At 54.9% G+C, this 18,984-nt stretch carries 13 protein-coding genes; 12 read left to right on the forward strand and 1 reads right to left on the reverse strand.

Annotated elements, in window-relative coordinates:
- The 12 genes from RBB82_RS19385 (at window position 1) to RBB82_RS19440 (ending at window position 17,478) form a co-directional block, all read left to right on the forward strand.
- On the forward strand, window positions 1-1,449 hold the full coding sequence (locus RBB82_RS19385; RefSeq protein ID WP_433975419.1) for a LutB/LldF family L-lactate oxidation iron-sulfur protein: 1,449 nt from the start codon (window positions 1-3) through the stop codon (window positions 1,447-1,449).
- Window positions 1,439-2,101: a LutC/YkgG family protein gene (locus RBB82_RS19390; protein WP_433972386.1), complete on the forward strand. Its 663-nt coding sequence runs from the start codon at window positions 1,439-1,441 to the stop codon at window positions 2,099-2,101. The genes RBB82_RS19385 and RBB82_RS19390 overlap by 11 nt, the downstream gene beginning before the upstream one ends.
- A gap of 113 nt (window positions 2,102-2,214) precedes the next feature.
- Window positions 2,215-3,420: a TIM barrel protein gene (locus RBB82_RS19395; RefSeq protein WP_433972387.1), complete on the forward strand. Its 1,206-nt coding sequence runs from the start codon at window positions 2,215-2,217 to the stop codon at window positions 3,418-3,420.
- Window positions 3,421-3,628: 208 nt separating this feature from the next.
- The gene (locus tag RBB82_RS19400; protein WP_433972388.1) at window positions 3,629-4,717 is read left to right on the forward strand and encodes a substrate-binding domain-containing protein; all 1,089 of its coding nucleotides are present in this window, start codon (window positions 3,629-3,631) and stop codon (window positions 4,715-4,717) included.
- A gap of 136 nt (window positions 4,718-4,853) precedes the next feature.
- Window positions 4,854-7,061, forward strand: a complete 2,208-nt coding sequence (locus RBB82_RS19405) for a bifunctional rhamnulose-1-phosphate aldolase/short-chain dehydrogenase (RefSeq protein ID WP_433972389.1) — start codon at window positions 4,854-4,856, stop codon at window positions 7,059-7,061.
- A gap of 28 nt (window positions 7,062-7,089) precedes the next feature.
- Window positions 7,090-8,571: a rhamnulokinase gene (locus tag RBB82_RS19410; protein ID WP_433972390.1), complete on the forward strand. Its 1,482-nt coding sequence runs from the start codon at window positions 7,090-7,092 to the stop codon at window positions 8,569-8,571.
- Window positions 8,572-9,115: 544 nt separating this feature from the next.
- Window positions 9,116-12,370: a carboxypeptidase-like regulatory domain-containing protein gene (locus tag RBB82_RS19415; protein WP_433972391.1), complete on the forward strand. Its 3,255-nt coding sequence runs from the start codon at window positions 9,116-9,118 to the stop codon at window positions 12,368-12,370.
- 218 nt (window positions 12,371-12,588) lie between these two features.
- On the forward strand, window positions 12,589-13,497 hold the full coding sequence (cysD, locus tag RBB82_RS19420) for a sulfate adenylyltransferase subunit CysD (RefSeq protein WP_433972392.1): 909 nt from the start codon (window positions 12,589-12,591) through the stop codon (window positions 13,495-13,497).
- Window positions 13,498-15,159: a sulfate adenylyltransferase subunit CysN gene (gene cysN, locus RBB82_RS19425; protein ID WP_433972393.1), complete on the forward strand. Its 1,662-nt coding sequence runs from the start codon at window positions 13,498-13,500 to the stop codon at window positions 15,157-15,159.
- Window positions 15,156-15,914, forward strand: coding sequence for a phosphoadenylyl-sulfate reductase (locus RBB82_RS19430; protein ID WP_433972394.1), 759 nt, complete (start codon window positions 15,156-15,158; stop codon window positions 15,912-15,914). Before cysN ends, RBB82_RS19430 begins: the two co-directional genes overlap by 4 nt.
- A 28-nt stretch (window positions 15,915-15,942) precedes the next feature.
- Window positions 15,943-16,707 (forward strand): sulfite exporter TauE/SafE family protein, encoded by a 765-nt coding sequence (locus RBB82_RS19435; RefSeq protein WP_433972395.1) that lies wholly within the window; start codon window positions 15,943-15,945, stop codon window positions 16,705-16,707.
- Window positions 16,708-16,890: 183 nt separating this feature from the next.
- Window positions 16,891-17,478, forward strand: coding sequence for a YceI family protein (locus RBB82_RS19440; RefSeq protein WP_433972396.1), 588 nt, complete (start codon window positions 16,891-16,893; stop codon window positions 17,476-17,478).
- A gap of 154 nt (window positions 17,479-17,632) precedes the next feature.
- Here the strand turns inward: RBB82_RS19440 and RBB82_RS19445 are convergent, their stop codons facing one another.
- Entirely contained in the window at window positions 17,633-18,856 is a 1,224-nt protein-coding gene (locus RBB82_RS19445; protein WP_433972397.1) for a formylglycine-generating enzyme family protein, read from the reverse strand.
- Window positions 18,857-18,984: the final 128 nt, after the last annotated feature.

Genomic DNA, 18,984 nt, shown 5'->3' on the forward strand with positions numbered 1-18,984 from the left:
GTGGGGTTGGATCCTAAGACGGCGCCTACGTTTCCGATGGCGGCGAAAGCGATGCTGGGGGATACGCAGCTGCGGAAGAATGTGCGGCATGCGACGGATGTGATTCAGACGAAGCGCGCTCGCGTGGTGGCGGAGATGCCGGACTGGCAGCAGTTGCGCGAGGCGGGGAAGCAGATTCGTCAGCACACGATGGAGCATCTGGATTTCTATCTGGAAGAGTTTGAGGCGAACTGCACGCGCGCGGGTGGCGTGGTGCATTGGGCTCGGGATGCTGAGGAGGCACGACGGATTATTGTGCGGCTGGTGAAGGCTTCGGGGTCGGATGAGGTCATCAAGATCAAGTCCATGACGACGGAGGAGATTCAGCTGAACTCGGCGCTGGAGGCGGCAGGGATTCATCCGTTTGAGACGGATCTGGCGGAGTTGATTATTCAGTTGGGCGAGGATCGGCCTTCGCATATTGTGGTGCCTGCGCTGCATAAGAATCGGCAGCAGATTCGGGAGATCTTCCAGAAAAAGATGAATTTGCCGGAGCTGGGGGAGAAGCCGCAGGATCTGGCGGATGCGGCGCGGATGTTTTTGCGGGAGAAGTTTTTGCGCGTGAAGACGGGGGTGAGTGGCGCGAACTTTTTGATCGCGGAGACTGGTGGGGTTTGCGTGGTGGAGAGCGAAGGCAATGGGAGGATGTGTCTGACGCTGCCTGAGACGCTGATTACCGTCGCCGGGATCGACAAGGTTGTGCCGCGGTTTCGGGATCTTGAAGTGCTGTTCCAGTTGTTGCCGCGATCGGCTACTGGCGAGCGGATGAATCCGTATAACTCCATCTGGACTGGGGTGAATGCTGCGGATGGGCCACGTGCGTTTCATGTGGTGTTGATGGACAATGCGCGTACGGAGATTCTGGCGGATGATGAGGGGCGGCAGACGCTGAACTGTATTCGTTGTGCGGCATGCCAGAATGCTTGTCCGGTGTATCGGCAGACTGGTGGGCATGCGTATGGGAGCGTATACGCCGGGCCGATTGGCGCGATTTTGACGCCGCAGTTGCAGCAGATGCAACATGCGCAGTCCCTGCCGTATGCGTCGTCGTTGTGTGGGGCTTGCTACGAAGTTTGTCCGGTGAAGATCAATATTCCCGAGGTGCTGATTCATCTGCGAAATAAGGTGGTGAAGCAAAATACGGCCGGTGTGGCTGGATTTTTTGATGTTGAAGCCAACGCGATGAAGACGATGGCGATGATCTTTCGAACCGAGCGGAGGTTTCGAGCGGCGCAGAGGCTGGGGCGTGTCGCAGAGGCGCCGCTGGTGCACAAGGATGGTCGAGGCGAGGGGTGGATCGGTTGGCTGCCGGGGTTGCTGGGTGGTTGGACTCAGGTGAGGGATCTACAGGAGATGCCGAAGGAGACATTTCGGGATTGGTGGGAGAAGAGGGGCGCGAATGGGCGTTGATGTGAGTGCGGGTTCGGCTCGGACTGAGGTGCTGCGGCGGATCAGGGTGGCCAATGGTGGTGCTGCGGATGGAGTTGCGGCTCGGGCGAAGTGGGAGGGAGTTGCGCGAGGGTATCGGAGGAGTGGGACCAGGGAGCATGAGTTGATGTTGGAGTTGCTTGAAGATCGTCTGCGGGACTATGACGCGACTGTGGTCCGCTCTGCTGGTGAGGATGTGGTGCGAAGTGTGGCGGGGATGCTGGCGGAACGGGGCGTGAAGCGAATGGTGGTGCCGGCGGGTTTGACCCCTGAGTGGCTGCCGGGTGGTATCGAGTTCGTGGTGGACGAAGGGCTTCCTGCTGATGAGTTGAATGGTTTCGACGGCGTGATGACGGGAGCGACTCTGGCAATTGCCGAGACGGGGACTGTGGTGTTGCAGAACGTCGCTGGGCAGGGGAGACGGGCTGTGACGCTGGTGCCGGACTATCATCTTTGCCTGGTGCGGGTGGATGATGTTGTGGAGACGGTGCCGGAGGCGATGGCGCGATTGCAGAGGACTGCGGAGTTAGCGACTACGTTTGTTTCGGGGCCGTCGGCGACAGCAGATATTGAGATGACACGGATTAAGGGTGTGCATGGGCCGCGGTTTCTGGATGTGATTTTGGTTTTTTAGGCCTCGAAAAAAATCTTTTGACAAATGGCGACCGAAAGGCGCAATCTGCTCGTGTTTCAATAGAGAGTATATTTCTGTTTGTAAAACCTGAACGAGCGGAAAGGATTTGAACGATGGGGATCAACGGTGCAGGGACAGCCGAACGGGATGCGCAGAGGGTATGGGATGCGCTGGATGGCTTTCGAATCGAGGTTCCTTCTTGGGGGTTCGCCAATACGGGGACACGGTTCGGGAAGTTCGTTCAGGCTGGAGCGGCAACGACGATTGAGGAGAAGTTCAGCGATGCAGCGCAGGTGAATGCGTTGACGGGAGCGAGTCCGACGGTCGCGCTGCATGTGCTGTGGGATCTGCCGGGAGGAAAGGCAGATGTTCCGGCGATCCAGGGACTGGAGAAGAAGTACGGTGTGAAGTCGGGGTCGATCAATCCGAATCTGTTTCAGAATGCGGAGTATAAGTACGGCTCGATTGCGAACCCGAGTGCGGAGATTCGTGGGAATGCGTTAGCGCATCTGCTGGATTCGGTGGAGATTGGGCGGGCGCTGGGGTCGAAGGATGTTTCGTTGTGGATCGCGGATGGGTCGAACTATCCGGGGACGCAGAGTATTCGTAAGCGGATTGGGTGGATGGAAGAGGTGCTGGGTGCGATGCATGCAGCGCTTGGGGAGGACCAGCGGATGCTGGTGGAGTACAAGCCGTTCGAGCCGGCTTTTTATCATACGGACATTGCAGACTGGGGGATGGCGCTGGAGTTGGCTCGGCGGTGTGGGCCCAAGGCTAAAGTGTTGGTCGATACGGGGCATCATTATCAGGGGACCAATATTGAGCAGATTGTGGCTTGGCTGTTGCATGTAGGGGAGCTGGGGGGATTTCACTTCAACGACCGGAAGTATGCCGATGACGATCTCACGTTGGGCTCGATCGATCCGTACCAGGTGTTTCGGATCTTCCATGAGATTTTAAGTGTGAGTGCGGAGGAGCGTTCGGGGGTTGCGTTCATGATCGACCAGAGCCACAACCTGAAGGGCAAGATGGAGGCGATGGTGCAGACAGTCGCGACGGCGCAAGAGCTGTATGCGAAGGCTGCGCTGGTCGATCGAGCGAAGCTGGCGGAGTTGCAGCAGGATTGCCGTTTGGTGGAGGCGGAGGAGTGCTTCCGGAGCGCTTTCTGGCAGGATGTAAGGCCCCTGGTGCAACAGTGGCGAGTCGCTCGTGGGCTGCCGACGGAACCTCTGAAGGCGCTGGCGGAGAGCGGGTATGTGGAGAAGATCTCTCGGGAGCGCGGGAGTAGGAATGCAAGTAGCGTTTCGAGCTACGCGTGATGATTGAATAGCTCATTTGCCGATCATCTGCTGTGACGTGCTGGATCTTGGGTGTTCTCAATGCGAAACCGGCTGCTCCGCATAGCCGGTTTTTGCCGTTTAATCGGCTAGCCAACTGTTTACGATGTTCGCGCAAATTCCATTAACGAAACTCGGCGGCTTTGCCGCATAATGGAGCGGCTGAGTGCTCGCTCCTCGGCGGGAGACTATGGCGTTACGTAAGACGACGAAACGACTTTATTTGATTCCGGTGTTGTCGAAGGCGCTGGATATTCTGGAGCTGCTGCAGGTGGATAACCAGCCGATGACGCTTGAGGCGATCCATCGGCAGACGCGCATCTCGAAGACGACTGTGTACCGGGTATTGAAGACGTTCGTGCATCGCGGATATCTTTCGCAGTCGCCAGATGGCTTGTATCGGCCAGTGACTCGACCGAAGAAGATGCGGTTCGGCTTTGGTGGACAGAGTGCGGATATGCCGTTTTCCGTCGAAGTGACAGAGAGCCTGAAGGACGCCGCCGCGGCGGTGGGAGTCGATCTGCTGATATTGGATAACCGTTACGACGCGGCGACCGCTTTGAAGAATGCGGAGGAGTTTGTTAGTAGCAAGGTCGATCTCGTGATTGAGTTTCAGGTGGAGCAGGAGGTCGCACCGATGATCGGAGACAAGATCGCGGCGGCAAAGATTCCTCTCATCGCGATCGATATTCCGCATCCACATGCGACTTACTTTGGAGTGGATAACTACCGGGTCGGCATTGAAGCCGGGGAGACGCTTGCGGCGTACGCGACGGCGAACTGGGAGAAAAAAGTAGATTGGGTGCTTGGCCTTGATCTGGCGGAGGCGGGGCAGTTGGTGCAGAGCCGGATTACAGGGGCGTTTGAAGGAGTTCGGAAGGGTCATCCAGAGCTGCCGGTTGAGGCGTTTGTTCGAATCGATGGTCGAGGGATGCGAGACCGAAGTAAGAAACTGGTGTCGGATTTTCTGCAACGGCATCCGAAGGATAGACATATTCTGATTGCTGCAGCTACCGACTCGAGTGCACTGGGTGCGGTGGACGCAGTGCGAGAGCAGAAGCGTGAAAAGCATGTCGCGATTGTGGGCCAGGATTGCATCGCTGAGGCGATGCAGGAGATGCAAAAGGATAAGTCGCCGCTGATTGGATCGGTTTCCCATGAGGCGAGTTCGTATGGGCCTAGTCTGATCCACCTGGGGCTTTCGTTGCTGCGCGGGCAGACGGTAGCACCGTATAACTATGTGGCTCACAAGATGGTGACGCGGGAGTCGCTGGGATAGCGGTTTCAGCAGAGTTTTATCAATTCTGGCTGATTGATTGTGGGCGATTTTCACATTGGAAATAGTTGCCGTATTGGTGTTAGGTGTGGAATGATGGTCGGGGCCGTACTTGGCCGAGATGATTGAGGTTGAACACATGACAGCACGGAGTGGTCTGCGGTTTCTGGAAGATCGTTGGGATGATGCGGTAGCGGCGAAGCTCGATGCACCGGAGCTGCTGAGGTATAGATCGAATCTTCTCGGTTCAGACCTGCGGATTACCAACTTTGGTGGGGGAAATACGAGCTCGAAGCTGGAGCAGGTCGATCCGCTGGATGGAGAGACGAAGCAGATTCTCTGGGTGAAGGGGAGTGGGGGCGACCTGGGAAGCATCAAGCGTGCGGGATTTGCCACGCTGTATATGGAGAAGCTGCTGGCGCTTGAGAAGGCTTATCGCGGCGTGGAGCTGGAAGACGAGATGGTGGATATGTATCCGCTGTGCACGTTTGGGAACAATCCAGTTGCTGCCTCGATCGATACGCCGCTGCATGGATTTCTGCCGTTTGCACATGTGGACCATCTACATCCGGACTGGGGGATCGCACTGGCGGCCTCGGCGAACGGAAAGATCAAGATGGAGGAGTTCAATAAGGAGTTTGGCCACAAGCTGGCGTGGTTGCCGTGGCAGCGGCCTGGGTTCGAGCTGGGCATGATGCTGAAGAAGATTGTTGCAGAGACGCCAGGGTGTGATGGTGTGGTGCTCGGTGGGCATGGATTGTTTACGTGGGGAGATACGCAACGCGAGAGCTACCTCAACACGATTACGATTATTGATCAGCTTGGGCAGTTTATTGAGCGGCATGGCGAGGTTGCGGGACATAACCACTTTGGCGGCGTGAAGGAGAAGAGCCGCGAAGATCGTGCCGCGATTGCGCTGCAGATTATGCCGTATCTGCGTGGGGTTGTGTCGCGGAAGCAGCGATGGATTGGGAGCTTCAGCGATCTGCCGACGGTGCTGGAGTTTTTGAACTCGGCGCAGGCGGAGAAGCTGGCACACCTGGGAACGAGCTGTCCGGACCACTTCATCCGGACGAAGATTCGTCCGATGTTTATTAAGTGGGATCCGGCGGGTGATCCGGCGGAGTTGAAGGAGCTGATCGAGACGTCGCTGGAGACGTACCGCTCGGAGTATGCGGAGTACTACAAGAAGCATGCGCTGCCGGATTCACCGGCGCTCCGTGATGCAAGCCCGACGGTGGTGTTGGTGCCGGGTGTGGGTATGTTTAGCTTCGGGAAGAATAAGACCGAGTCGCGGATTACTGGCGAGTTTTATATCAATGCGATTGGTGTGATGCAAGGTGCCGGATCGTTAGGTGCAGGTGTGGATTGTAAGGACATACCGCAGGCCGGACCGGCTGCTTCCGCCGATCAGTTTACTGTGCATGCGAACTATGTTGCGCTGCCGCCGAGTGAGGCTTTTCGGATTGAGTACTGGAAGTTGGAAGAGGCGAAGATTCGCAGACAACCGCCCGAGAAGGAGTTGAGCCGAAGGGTCGCTCTGATTGTCGGCGGAGGTAGCGGGATTGGGCGGGAGGTAGCTTTGCTGGCGGCCGAACGCGGGGCGCATGTTGTTATCGCGGATCGCGACGTGAAGGGCGCGGAGGCGGTTGCTGATGAGGTGAAGGCGATCGTCGGAAAAGAGGCGGTGAGCTGGACGAGTATCGATATTCGCGATCGGAAGACTATCAAGTCCGCGCTGGATGCGACGATCAAGCAGTTTGGTGGCATCGATATTTTGATCAATACAGCTGCATTGTTTCCTTCTTCTGCGGACGGCGTGATCAGCGATGCGCAGTGGGCTTTGACGCTGGAGGTCAACGTTACGGCGAACTATTTGTTGACGGATGAGGCGGCGAAGATATTTGCTGAGCAGGGGATCGATGCGAGCGTGGTGCTGACGAGTTCGGCGAATGCGGTTGTTGCGAAACGGGGTAGCGAGGCTTACGACGTTAGCAAGGCTGCATTGAGCCATCTGGTGCGGGAGTTGGCGGTGTCTTTGTCGCCGAAGGTCCGGGTGAATGGGATTAGTCCGGCCACGGTGGTGAAGGGTTCGACGATGTTTCCAAGAGACAGAGTGATCGCGTCGCTCAAAAAGTACAAGCTGCCGTTTGACGAAGCAGACACCGATGACGGGCTGCGGAATGTGCTTGCGCAGTTCTATGCAACACGGACGCTGACGCATCAGCCGATCGATCCGAAGGATTGTGCGCAGGCGATCATGTTCCTTGCTGGGCCTCTTGCTCGGTGCACGACAGGACATCTGATTCCGGTGGATGGTGGTTTGACTGAGGCTTATCTGCGGTAGTTGAACCACAGATGGGGAGAGGCGCGCAATGAGACGGACGCCAGATATGGCACTGGTTCCGCAAGACAAGCGGGCTTCGATTGCGGTGGACCTGGGAGCGGAGAGCTGCCGGGTCTCGCTGCTGCGATGGGTGGCCGGAAAACCGACGATTACGTTGGTGCATCGGTTTGCGAATGCACCGCGTGAGGTGAACGGAGGTTTGCGCTGGGACCTGGGAATGATTGAAGCGGGTCTCAATCATGGACTTCGACGGTGCGCGGCGGTTGCGAACGAAGGAGTTCGCTCGATTGCCGTGGATGGCTGGGCAGTGGACTATGTCCGAGTCGACGCCGAGGGTATAGCAATCGCAGATCCGTTTTGTTATCGGGATGAGCGGACGATCAAAGCTGAGCGGTCGCTGCATCGAAGGATTAGTCCGGAGAAGTTGCGGGAGCTGACTGGCGTGCAGCTGCTGCGGATCAATACGCTCTATCAGCTCTATGCGGATACGCTGCAGGGCTTGCCTGAAGGAAATCAGTGGTTGAATCTGCCGGAGTATGTGCTGTCCCGATGGGGCGGAGCGCGCGTGGCTGAGCGAACGAATGCGACACATACGCAGATGGTGGAGCTGAATGATCGGGAGTGGTGCCGAGAGATTTTCAGAGCTGCACAACTTGATCTGGCTTGTGCTCCGAAACTGGTTCCTCCGGGGACGGAGGTTGGGCGAATCAGCGGGGCGTTGGCAGATTTGCCGGCGTTTCGCGACACGGTGTTGATTGCGCCTGCTTGTCACGACACTGCGTCCGCGATTGCTGGGATTCCAGCGACAGGGAATGATTGGGCTTATATCAGCTCGGGGACGTGGTCTCTGGTGGGGACGGTGCTGGAACAGCCTCGAAATGGGAGGGCTGCTGCGGAGGAGAACTTTACCAATCTTGGCGCAGTTGGGGACAGGGTTTGTTTTCACAAAAATGTGAATGGAATGTGGTTGATACGGCAGTGTGTCGATAGGTGGGCGGCGGATGGGCAGGCGTGGACGGTGCCGGAGCTTGTTGCGGCAGCAGAGAAGGTGCCGAAGCCGCAGGGACTGCTAGAGGTGGACGATCCTGAATTGTTGCTGGCTGGGCGTATGCCGCAGAGGATCAATGCACAACGGATTCGCAAGGGGTTTGTGGCTTTGGACGAAAGCGCAGAGAATGCTCCTGAATTTGCGAGTCTGATCTTTCATAGCTTGGCGGTTCGGTATGCAAAGGTGCTTGATCGCGTGGGGTTTCATAGCGGCAAACAGTTGAAGCGACTGTTCGTCGTTGGTGGCGCAAGTCAGAATGATTTTCTAAATCGGTTGACGCACGAGGCTACAGGACTAGAAGTGTTTCGCGGTGCGGCGGAGAGCTCGACGGTAGGGAACTTCGCGGTGCAGCTCGCTGTGCTCGAGGGAAGTCGCGATGCGGCTACAGGGGCGTATGCGGAACGGGTTTCTCGGTGGGCGGGCTTGCTTGTTGCGGCGTTGGACCAAACAGCAAAGAACTAAGGACAGCTCCTTTTCGAGACCGACGTGGGAGTGTGATTTATCCAAGCATCTAAGAAATAGATGCCTTTGCAAAGATCTTGAATGACCGTTGAGGTCTGGTTGAAAAAAGGATGGTTGTTTGCGTAGGGTCTCTTGTTTTCAACTGGTTGTCACTGCTGTCTTGTGTTTAGTTGAACTTGCTGTTCCTGGTTTCGGCGCTTCGGACGTTCCTTCTAGCGATTTTGTGTTAACATCCACCATATGTTGCTGACCTTCCACAATTCCTTCGTCAACTGTTGTTGTTGTGACGCAGGTCTGCACCGTGTGCCCTCTCGGCGTTAGTTCTCTAAAACCTTCAGTATGCATCTAGCCAGCGGTTGATCGCTGTATCTGAGGATCACGATGATTTCATCGACTTTAACGCACACCTGCTATGCAGGCACAGCGGCTTCCACCCCCGGAAGCCTCATGCGTTGTTGTCGTTTCTGATTCCGTTCCTTTCTTAGACACGAAATCCATCACAGTCATTTGCTTAGGCCTGCGCTTCGCCCGCTGGAGGTTCTCGATGCTTCGTTACGTTCTTGCTCTTACGTTTCTTGTTGGAATTTCCCCAGTAGTCTTATGCGCGCAGGTGGTTGGTGGCACGATCAGTGGCGTCGTTGTGGACGCAAGCGGGGCGATTGTGTCTGGTGCTAGTGTGACTATTCGAAATCAAGAGACCGGAGGCGAGCGACACCTAATCTCCGACACTGCGGGAGCATACGCGGCACCGTCAATACCGATTGGCGTTTATATGATCTCCGTGACAGAAGATGGCTTTGCTCCCCAGATTCGCAAAGACGTTTCGCTCACCGTCGGTCAGGCTACACGTGTCGATATCACACTGCATCCTGGCAATGTTTCGGAACAGGTAACTGTGACGGATGCTCCGGCTTCAGTCAACCTGACGACGCAGCAGGTCTCCGGGTTGGTGGATGAGCGCCAGGTTAAGGATCTTCCTTTGAATGGTCGCTCGTACGATCAACTGCTTACTCTGAATCCCGCTACGGTCAACTACACTGCCCAACGCAGCGGATCCGTTGGAACTTCTAACTCTTCCGTGGGAAATATGTTCGCGATATCGGGACGGCGCCCGCAGGACAACCTTTATCTCCTCAATGGCGTGGAGTATACGGGGGCTTCGTTGATTAACGTCACCCCAGGTGGGACGAGCGGACAGTTACTGGGTGTCGATGCCGTACGCGAGTTCAATGCCGTCAGCGACACCTATTCGTCCAGCTATGGAAAGCGACAGGGAGCTCAGATCTCAATTGTTACTGCTTCGGGAACAAACTCAGTTCATGGTTCAGCCTATGAATTTCTTCGTAACTCATTCTTTGATGCACGAAACTACTTTGATCAGGCTCGTATTCCTGAATTTCAACGTAACAATTACGGAGGTTCGCTGGGCGGGCCACTTCGTCACGATCGCTTTTTCCTCTTTGGAAACTATGAGGGTTATCGTCAGAATCTCGGTATTACTGATGTGACACTTGTTCCCGATACGCAAGCTCGACAAGGTTTTCTTCCCAATCCTGCTAACCCCGGTGGGCCGCGTAAAAATTATGGCGTTGCGCCGGGTGTCGCGCCATTGATGAATTTATGGCCAGTGCAAAATGGTCCTGAGTTGCTTGATGCGAACGGCAATCCGACTGGCATTGGTGAGTCGTTTTCGAGCCCAACCCAGCACATTCGTGAGGACTTTGGCACAACGCGCTTCGATGCCAATCTTAGCTCAAGTGATCTGCTGTTCGGGGTCTACACGGTTGATGATTCAACCGCGAATACGCCAACACAGAATCCGCTTTCGTTGATCGATGAATCACTTCGTGAGCAAGTTGTCAGTATTCAGGAGCAGCATGTGTTTTCTGCACGCCTGCTCAACACGGCACGCATCGGATATTCCCGCGCAAGCTTCTTTTTTCTCGGGAGCATACCTGATTCACTCCAAGCCGAGACGCCCGGTTTTATCCCGGGCAAGCCAACGGGTGCTATCGTCATCGCCGGATCGACCGCTTCAAACGGCTCTTCGCAGATTACAGGAGCTGGCGCGAATGTAGGGTCAAATAATGCAACTACCAGAAATCTCTACACATTGGACGATCATGTCTTCTATTCGCGTGGCCACCATCAGATCGAAGCCGGGGTTTGGTTGCAACGACTTCAGTCGAACGACAACTTAGCTCAGAATCAATATGGACAGGCATCGTTTGCTACACTAACGACTTTTCTTCAGGGGACTGTGAAGACCTTCACGGTTGTTCCATCACCTACGCCGCTCAATTGGGTGAGCTTCATGAGCGCAGGTTATGTTGAGGACACTTGGCAGGTTCTGCCCACGCTCGAACTTCGTGCCGGCATTCGCGTTGAGTCGACGAATGGCTGGAACGAGGCTCATGACCGCGCCTCTCGCTATGGTTTTACCAACGACGTCATCAACAGTACGCCGTCAACTGGAGGCTCTGCGCTCACGGATAATCGCGCAACATTTTTGCCGGAGCCTCGTGTCGGTTTTGCATGGAATGCTTTTGGTAATGGGAAGACCAGCCTTCGTGGTGCATTTGGGCTGCACCACTCTCTGCTCGATAATCTCGACTATCGTCTCGATCAAGCTGCGCCTTTCAACACGACGCTTTCCTACGCGAACGTACCTATCTCGAACCCGACCGCTGGACCGCAAGGGCTGATCTCGCCATCGAATATTCAAACCAATATTTCAACCCCGACTGTGCTGTCCTATACGCTTCGGGTGGAACAACAATTAGATAGTGCGACTACGCTGACTATCGCTTACGTTGGCTCGCATGGATACCACCAGATTCTTTCAGAAGATCAGAACGAGCCAGCCTCTATCATCTGCTCGCCGGATAGTGGATGCCCAACGGGTGCGACGGCGGGGACGATTTATTTCCCCACTACTATAAAGGCGAATCCGCAGGTTGCTAACACTACCTCATGGGTATCGAGTGGGTCGAGCAACTACAACGCACTCGAGGCCGATGTTCGTCGCAATATCTCACGTGCCTTACAGTTTCGTGTCAACTACACGTATGCGCGTAATCTCGACAACGGTTCAGCGTGGAATACGAGCGTTTCGGCGAATACTCCCGCCTTTGTTTCTTATCCCGGGAGTCCAGGACTCGATTATGGTCCAGCGGCTACAGACGTCCGACACCTGGTCGCCATCAATGGCACATATCAACTGCCTGTCGGTCATGGGCACGCTTTTCTCTCGTCTGCATCGCCAGTTGTAGATCACTTCGTCTCTGGATGGAGCCTAAGTACGATCGCAAGTCTTCAGAAGGGATTCCCCTTTAGCCCTCAACTTGGATATAACCCAACCGGTTCTGGCGACACACGCAATCCTATTCGACCGAATGTAAACGCCGCATTCACAGGTAGCCTGTATACACACGGCGGTACTGCTGCTCGTGTTGCTCAGTTTTTCAAGCCAGATGCTTTTTCAGCGCCGGTTTATGGCATGGTAGGTAACCTGGGACGGGACACTCTTACCGGACCTGGCTATGCCGACTGGGATCTGTCGCTTGTCAAGGCCACTCAGATCAGTGAGAAGACACGACTTCAGTTCCGCGCGGAGTTCTTCAACGTGATCAATCATACGAACCTGCAGACACCGAACGAGGTGGTCTACACCTCCGGTCCGACGCAGGGAAGTAGTGCAAACCAAACGGCTGCCGTGGTTCAGAGTCCGACCGCGGGCGTAGTTACTGCAGCCGCTACTAGCCGTCAGATTCAGCTTGGTCTTAAACTACTGTTCTAGATTGGCGGTGACTTAGTGGGCTACATTGCTTGAAGTACCACCGTTTGTTAGACTCATCTTACAAATGCGCATCAATCGCCAGCTCCGTTGTTGTTGTTCGTGCGACGTCGAGCAGGCGTCTCCAATCATGCGCTAGTCAAACTCACCACAATCTAATTGGCGTTTTTAGTGTCGTTAGCTGCAACGCCTTGTAGCCACAACTTTCCAGGGAGTTCTCCATGGCAGCATCCCCCGCACTCACGCATCTTCAGCTCCTCGAAGCCGAGAGCATTCATATATTGCGCGAGGTTGCGTCAGAGTTTGAACGGCCTGTCATGCTTTACTCCATTGGCAAAGACTCTTCGGTTATGTTGCGTTTAGCGCAGAAGGCTTTTTATCCCGCGCCTATTCCATTTCCTCTTCTGCATGTAGATACGGGTTTCAAATTTCGGGAGATGATCGAGTTTCGCGATCGCATGGCTGCTGAGGTTGGTGTTGAACTTTTGGTTTGGCGCAATGAAGCAGCAATCGCCGCGGGTACTAACCCCATCGCACTCGATACGAAGCGTTGCTGCGGGCTGCTAAAGACGCAATCGTTGCTGGATGGACTCGCCCACTATGGTTTTAGCGCAGCCTTCGGTGGGGCTCGCCGCGATGAAGAGAAGTCGCGTGCCAAGGAGCGAATTTATTCTTTTCGGGATAAGGCGGGTCAATGGGATCCGAAGAATCAGCGGCCCGAACTTTGGAATATTTATAACTCCCGCGTTCATCCGGGTGAGTCGATTCGTGTTTTCCCTCTTTCCAACTGGACCGAGATGGACGTGTGGCAGTACATCATGCAGGAAGATATTCCGATCGTCGATCTTTATTTTGCGAAGGAACGGCCGATGTATGTACGTGGCGACGCTTTGCTTCCAATCGAACAGAGTTTCGTCGCTCGTGCCGGCGAACAACCGCAGATGATTCGATCACGGCTGCGTTCGCTTGGTTGCAGTCCTTGCACTGGCGCGATTCGCTCGGATGCTGATACTCTCCCGAAGATTATTGGCGAGCTTGTTTCTTTCCGTTCTTCCGAACGCGCGAACCGTGTCATCGATCATGACCAAGAGGGCTCCATGGAACTTAAGAAGCGCGAGGGCTACTTCTAAATGCAGACCACGGACACTACGTTCGAGCTTGAGCCTGCTGTGTTTTCTCTCTCTGGATTTCTCGCGGAAGAGCAGAGCCGTGATCTACTTCGGTTCTCAACTGCCGGTTCTGTCGATGATGGGAAATCCACGTTGATTGGCCGCTTGTTGTACGACACGCAGAGTGTCTATGAGGATCAGGTTCGTTCTATCGAAGGGAAGGGAACAACCGGCGCTGGTGTGCTGGATCTCGCCCTGCTCACGGATGGTTTACGGGCCGAACGCGAGCAGGGAATCACTATCGACGTCGCGTATCGCTACTTTTCCACCAGCAAACGCAAATTCATCATTGCCGATACTCCAGGTCACGAGCAATACACGCGCAACATGGCTACCGGGGCCAGTACAGCGTCGCTTGCCATCGTGCTTGTGGATGCACGTAAGGGTGTTCTTACACAGTCCCGACGACACGCCTACATCACGGCGCTACTGGGTGTCCGCCACATCGTTGTCGCGGTCAATAAGATGGATCTGGTCAATTACAAGGAAGAAGTCTTTGATGCGATTCGTGAGGACTTCACAGATTTTTTTGAACAACTTGGAGATGTTCGGCCACCGCATCTGTACTTCATTCCTGTCAGCGCGCTAGAGGGGGACAACGTAGTTCGCCGTACAACTGCGATGCCTTGGTATGAAGGGCCTTCGCTTCTCGAATTGCTCGAGGCCGTACCCGCCGCTGATGCTAGCGAGTCTGCCCCCTTTCGTTTTGCGGTGCAACGAGTTCTTCGGCCTAATCAGAACTTTCGGGGTGTTTCCGGGCAGATCGCTGCGGGCACCATTAGGCTCGGCGACTCTGTTACGGTTCTCCCATCGCGGCGGACTACCCGCGTCCGGAGTGTTGTCACTTTTGATGGAGATCTTCAGGAAGCCATTGCTCCGCAATCTGTAACGCTTACTCTTACAGATGAGTTGGACATCAGCCGCGGCGATCTCATCGTATCTTCGGGTTCGCCCGCTGTCATCGCGGAGCGCTTCGCTGCTTCGTTGGTCTGGATGGATGAGCAGCCTCTCGACCTCGCACGCCGCTATCTTCTCAAACACACTAGTAAAACTGTTCAGGCACAGGTCACTGCGGTCTTACATCGTCTCGATGTAGCAACTCTGGAGCGACAATCGGCTGCGACGCTTAGCCTCAACGGCATTGGCCTGATTGAAATTACTACCGTACAGCCGCTCGCTATGGATCTGTACACCGTCAATCGCACTACTGGCAGCTTTGTGCTCATCGATCCGGTCACTAATGCAACTGCAGCTGCTGGTATGATCCGCGATACGTCCAGCGGTGTCGATGCTGATTCGACAAGCCCTGTCTCCGCGCAGGAGCGTACCACCCGCTGGGGCCACTCCGGTGGGATCATCCATCTTGGTGGACCTGAATCTTTTGTCGTTGATGCAGAGCGGGCACTCTTTTTGCGCGGAGCCTTCGTCGTACGACCGGCGCCCGAATCTCACGATGTACATACGGCGCTGAGTTCAGCGGGAGCTCTTGTAATCACTCATTCCGAGTCTGAGACGAAGACGGTCACGCTAAATTCCAATCATGCGATCAACGTCGAGAACGTCGATGAGTTGCTCCGCATGCTCGAAGATCATGGTGTTCTCCAAGGAGAGACAAAGCGATGAGTCATCCTTCTATCCAAAGTTCGTATGAAACTCGAACACGTTCCCTCGATTCGCTCGTTGATCTCGAGCCTTTACTTGCGGCTAAACTCACTTACGTTGGCAGCCTTCTTGAACGTGAACTCGCAGCTACGCCCGGGGAAAACGACGCATGTCTGACTTGTAGCTTCCAGGCTGAGGATGTTCTTCTCCTATATCTCGCTCTCAACTTTCGCCCTAATATTCCGGTTCTGTTCCTGGACACTGGTTACCACTTTGCAGAGACCTACGCCTATCGCGATCTAATTGCTCAGGGCTGGAAGTTGAATCTCGTCAATCTGCTGCCTGTCCGCAGCGTAGCCGAGCAGGAGCAAGAACACGGTCTGCTTCACCAGACTGCTCCTGATCGTTGTTGTGGATTGCGAAAGGTTGAGCCGCTCTTCGCGGCAGTCGCGGGTTATAAAGTTTGGCTCACGGGGCTGCGCCGTGAACAGGCGCGTAGCCGTGCTGCTCTTGAACAGATTTCAGATTTCACCCTTCCCTCTGGCGTGACAGTTCGCAAACTGAGCCCCTTTGCCGACTGGACCACGCGGGAGGTATGGGAGTCTTGCGCTCACTATGGGATTCCTTTGCTCCCTCTGTACGAGCTTGGATATTCCAGTATTGGATGTGAGCCTTGCACCTCGGTCCCGACTGACCCAAGCGATCCTCGTTCTGGCCGCTGGGCCGGCCGCAAAGTTGAGTGTGGGATTCACATTCAAGCTGCACCAACTCGCTGAAGTGAGAATCAACGCCGGGAAAAAAATCATGGAGTATTCGGTTGGATTTATCATCGCCGTTTTCATTGCTCTTACTGGTGTGGGAGCCGGCACTATCACGACACCGTTGCTTATCCTCTTTCTCGGCGTTCCCGCACCGGAAGCTGTTGCGACGGGTCTAATGTTCTCTGCCGCGGTAAAACTTGTGCTTGTTCCTTCGCAGATCGCTCGCGGCCAGGTGGCGTGGCGAGTTCTCGGCTTCATGCTGCTTGGCGGACTGCCGGGAGTTCTTATCGGTTCGCTTGTTTTGCGTCATCTTGATATCCATGGGCCACAGCTTCTGCTCAATGGTCTGCTCGGCGGTGTGTTGGTATTCACCGCTCTTTGGCAGATAGCTTTTTCGTTTCGTCCCACGCGAGTCGATATTCCACGTATCGACCGTAGCCGTTGGCTTCCCTTCCTGATGTTTCCAGTCGGTGCCGAAGTTGGCTTTTCCTCTGCCGGAGCAGGAGCTCTCGGCAGCGCCGCTCTTCTTAGCCTAACCGCACTTACTCCTGTTCAGGTTGTCGGAACGGATATTGTCTTCGGCTTTCTACTTTCGCTTATTGGGAGCGGCGCCCACGGTTTCTTCCGTGGCACCAGCTCAGGCCTTTTGCAACATCTAGTCATCGGTGGATTGGCTGGGGTCGCCCTCGGAACTGCGGCGGCGCGATGGATCCCTAAACGTCCACTACGCTTCGCGCTTTGGGTCTGGCTTTTGATCATTGGCTCGCAGTTTATTTACATCAATGCTTTTGCCGCGTCGCACCGCTAGGCTCCGTAGTTGCCTTAGCTAAATCCGTTCCGACAATATTAGGAGCGTAATTCTGGCACTTTTGCTAGTGTCTTTTCCAGCGATTGATTCCTAATATATTTGAGGACGCGGAGTTTTTAGTCGTTGCTCCAGCGTTATGCAGCCGCTTGCGTGAAGGTCATCGGATTAAAAAGGTAAAACATCATGAAGACGAAACATCTGGCAATTCTGCCCTTCCTTGCCGCCTTGCTGGTGTCGATTGGCCAGGCGCAAGTTCCAGTTTTCGAATTTTCGCAACAACAAAGCAAGATTAAGTTTTCCGTGAAGGCCTCGGTCGCTATTGAAGGTAATTTCGACAAGTGGGATGCGACCTTGACTTTTACATCGACGGATGTAACGACCGGTGTGCTGGATATCAAGATTCAAGCGGCCTCTGTAAACACAGGAAGCGGCATGAAGGATGACAAACTGAGAGGCAAAGACTTCTTTGACGCCTCGCAAAATCCGTTGATAACATTCAAATCAACGAAGGTGGTTCAGACCGGTCCGAACACTTTTGATGTGCCAGGTACGTTCACCATACGTGGAGTTTCTAAACCAGAGACGCTGACATTGGTTGTCTCCGGTGTCGGAACAGGCAGCGGTACGATCAAGGGGACGATGGCTTTTGATCGCAAGAACTATGGAATGAATAGCGGAATTCCCTTTATCAAGATCGCAGACAGGGTTGAGGTGAATGTCGACCTCGCCGGAAAGCGCGTTAGCGGCCCCCCTCTTGCTTTGAAAAAATAGCGTGCTGGTACGACAGCATACTCTAGTAGAGAGTCAGCGTCAGATTCTTACCCATGCAGCTTTATACTGCGCTCGAGATATGAATTGATGCTTTGTAGTTGGTGGCGAAGGCAAGTGAGCATACTCATCCTACTGTGGCCGTGTGTTCAATCGACTATGAGCGAGGTAACGGTTTCACGCAGCGGAAACCAAGGTGATTGGTGCCGGTTGAAACTTCGCCTTTGCCACGAGTTCCTACCATATAACGCGAACAATACTGGTCGGTGCAGAGATAGGATCCGCCGCGCATCACTCTCTTCGGGACTCCGCGCTCTGCAGGATCGAAGGAGTCGTCGGGACCGGTTGGGTTGCGGGTGAGATCGCCTGAGACAGCGAGGCGCTGATAGTAGTCAGGACGATACCAGTCGGAGGTCCACTGCCAGACGTTGCCGGCCATGTCATAGAGGCCGTAGCCATTAGGAGGGAATTTAGTAACGGGTGAGGTGGCGTTGAAGCCGTCGTCGCTGGTGTTCTTGTTGGGGAAGTGGCCCTGAAATGTGTTTGCCATGTACTTGCCGTCTGGGCGGAAGGAGTCGCCCCAGACGAAAGGCTTGCCGGTGAGGCCACCACGGGCGGCGAACTCCCACTCCGCTTCTGTGGGAAGACGTTTGCCCCCCCATTTTGCGTACGCAAGAGCGTCGTCATAGGAGATGTCGACGACCGGGTAATTTTCTTTGCCTTTGATGTCGCTGTCAGGGCCGTTGGGATGTCGCCAGTTTGCGCCTTTGACGTAGCTCCACCACTGATACTGGTCATTGAGCGAAACGGCTTGATCGGGTGGGGAGAAGACGACGGCTCCGGCTACGAGGTTTTCCGGTGGGGCTCCTGGAAAGTCTTCTGCTTTCGGTATCTTTTCGCATTCGGTAACGTAGTGTGTCGCTGCGACAAACTTCGCAAACTCAGCATTAGTGACATCGGTCTTGTCCATCCAGAAACCGTCGACGTAGACGCGGTGAACGGGGCGGGAGTCCTCGGTTGCTTTCATGCCAACGTGGTCGTGCTCCATGTCTGGAGGATCCTGAGCACCCATTGAAAACTCACCGCCGGGTATCCATGCCATGCCTGGTTGAGATTTGCTCTGCGGCATGGCTTTATTGGGAATAGTTGGGGCGAACATTAAGCCGGCAGAGGCACTCATCATAGGTGATTCGGAGGGTGCCACGGCGGGCTTGCTGATCGCAGGAGTTGGACCGGATGCAGCGGAAGCAGTTCGAGCGTGCGGAAATTTCAGGAAGGTAAAGATGATTACTGCCAGGATGAGTAAGGCGCCGAGAGCCCACGTCAAGGGGTTGTATTTTTTGCGAGGGGCTGTTTTCGTGGATTTTAAAGGTCTCGACATCAATACTCCTCCGGGCTTGCCAGTAGATGACCTTCTTCGTCGCAGGGAACCGCTGAGCAGCAATCCCTGCAATTGCAAAGATAATACTACTCATAAAGACTTGGCCAGGAGCAGCGAACTCCACCACG

Source organism: Tunturiibacter lichenicola, from assembly GCF_051013355.1.
GTDB lineage: Bacteria > Acidobacteriota > Terriglobia > Terriglobales > Acidobacteriaceae > Edaphobacter > Edaphobacter lichenicola_F.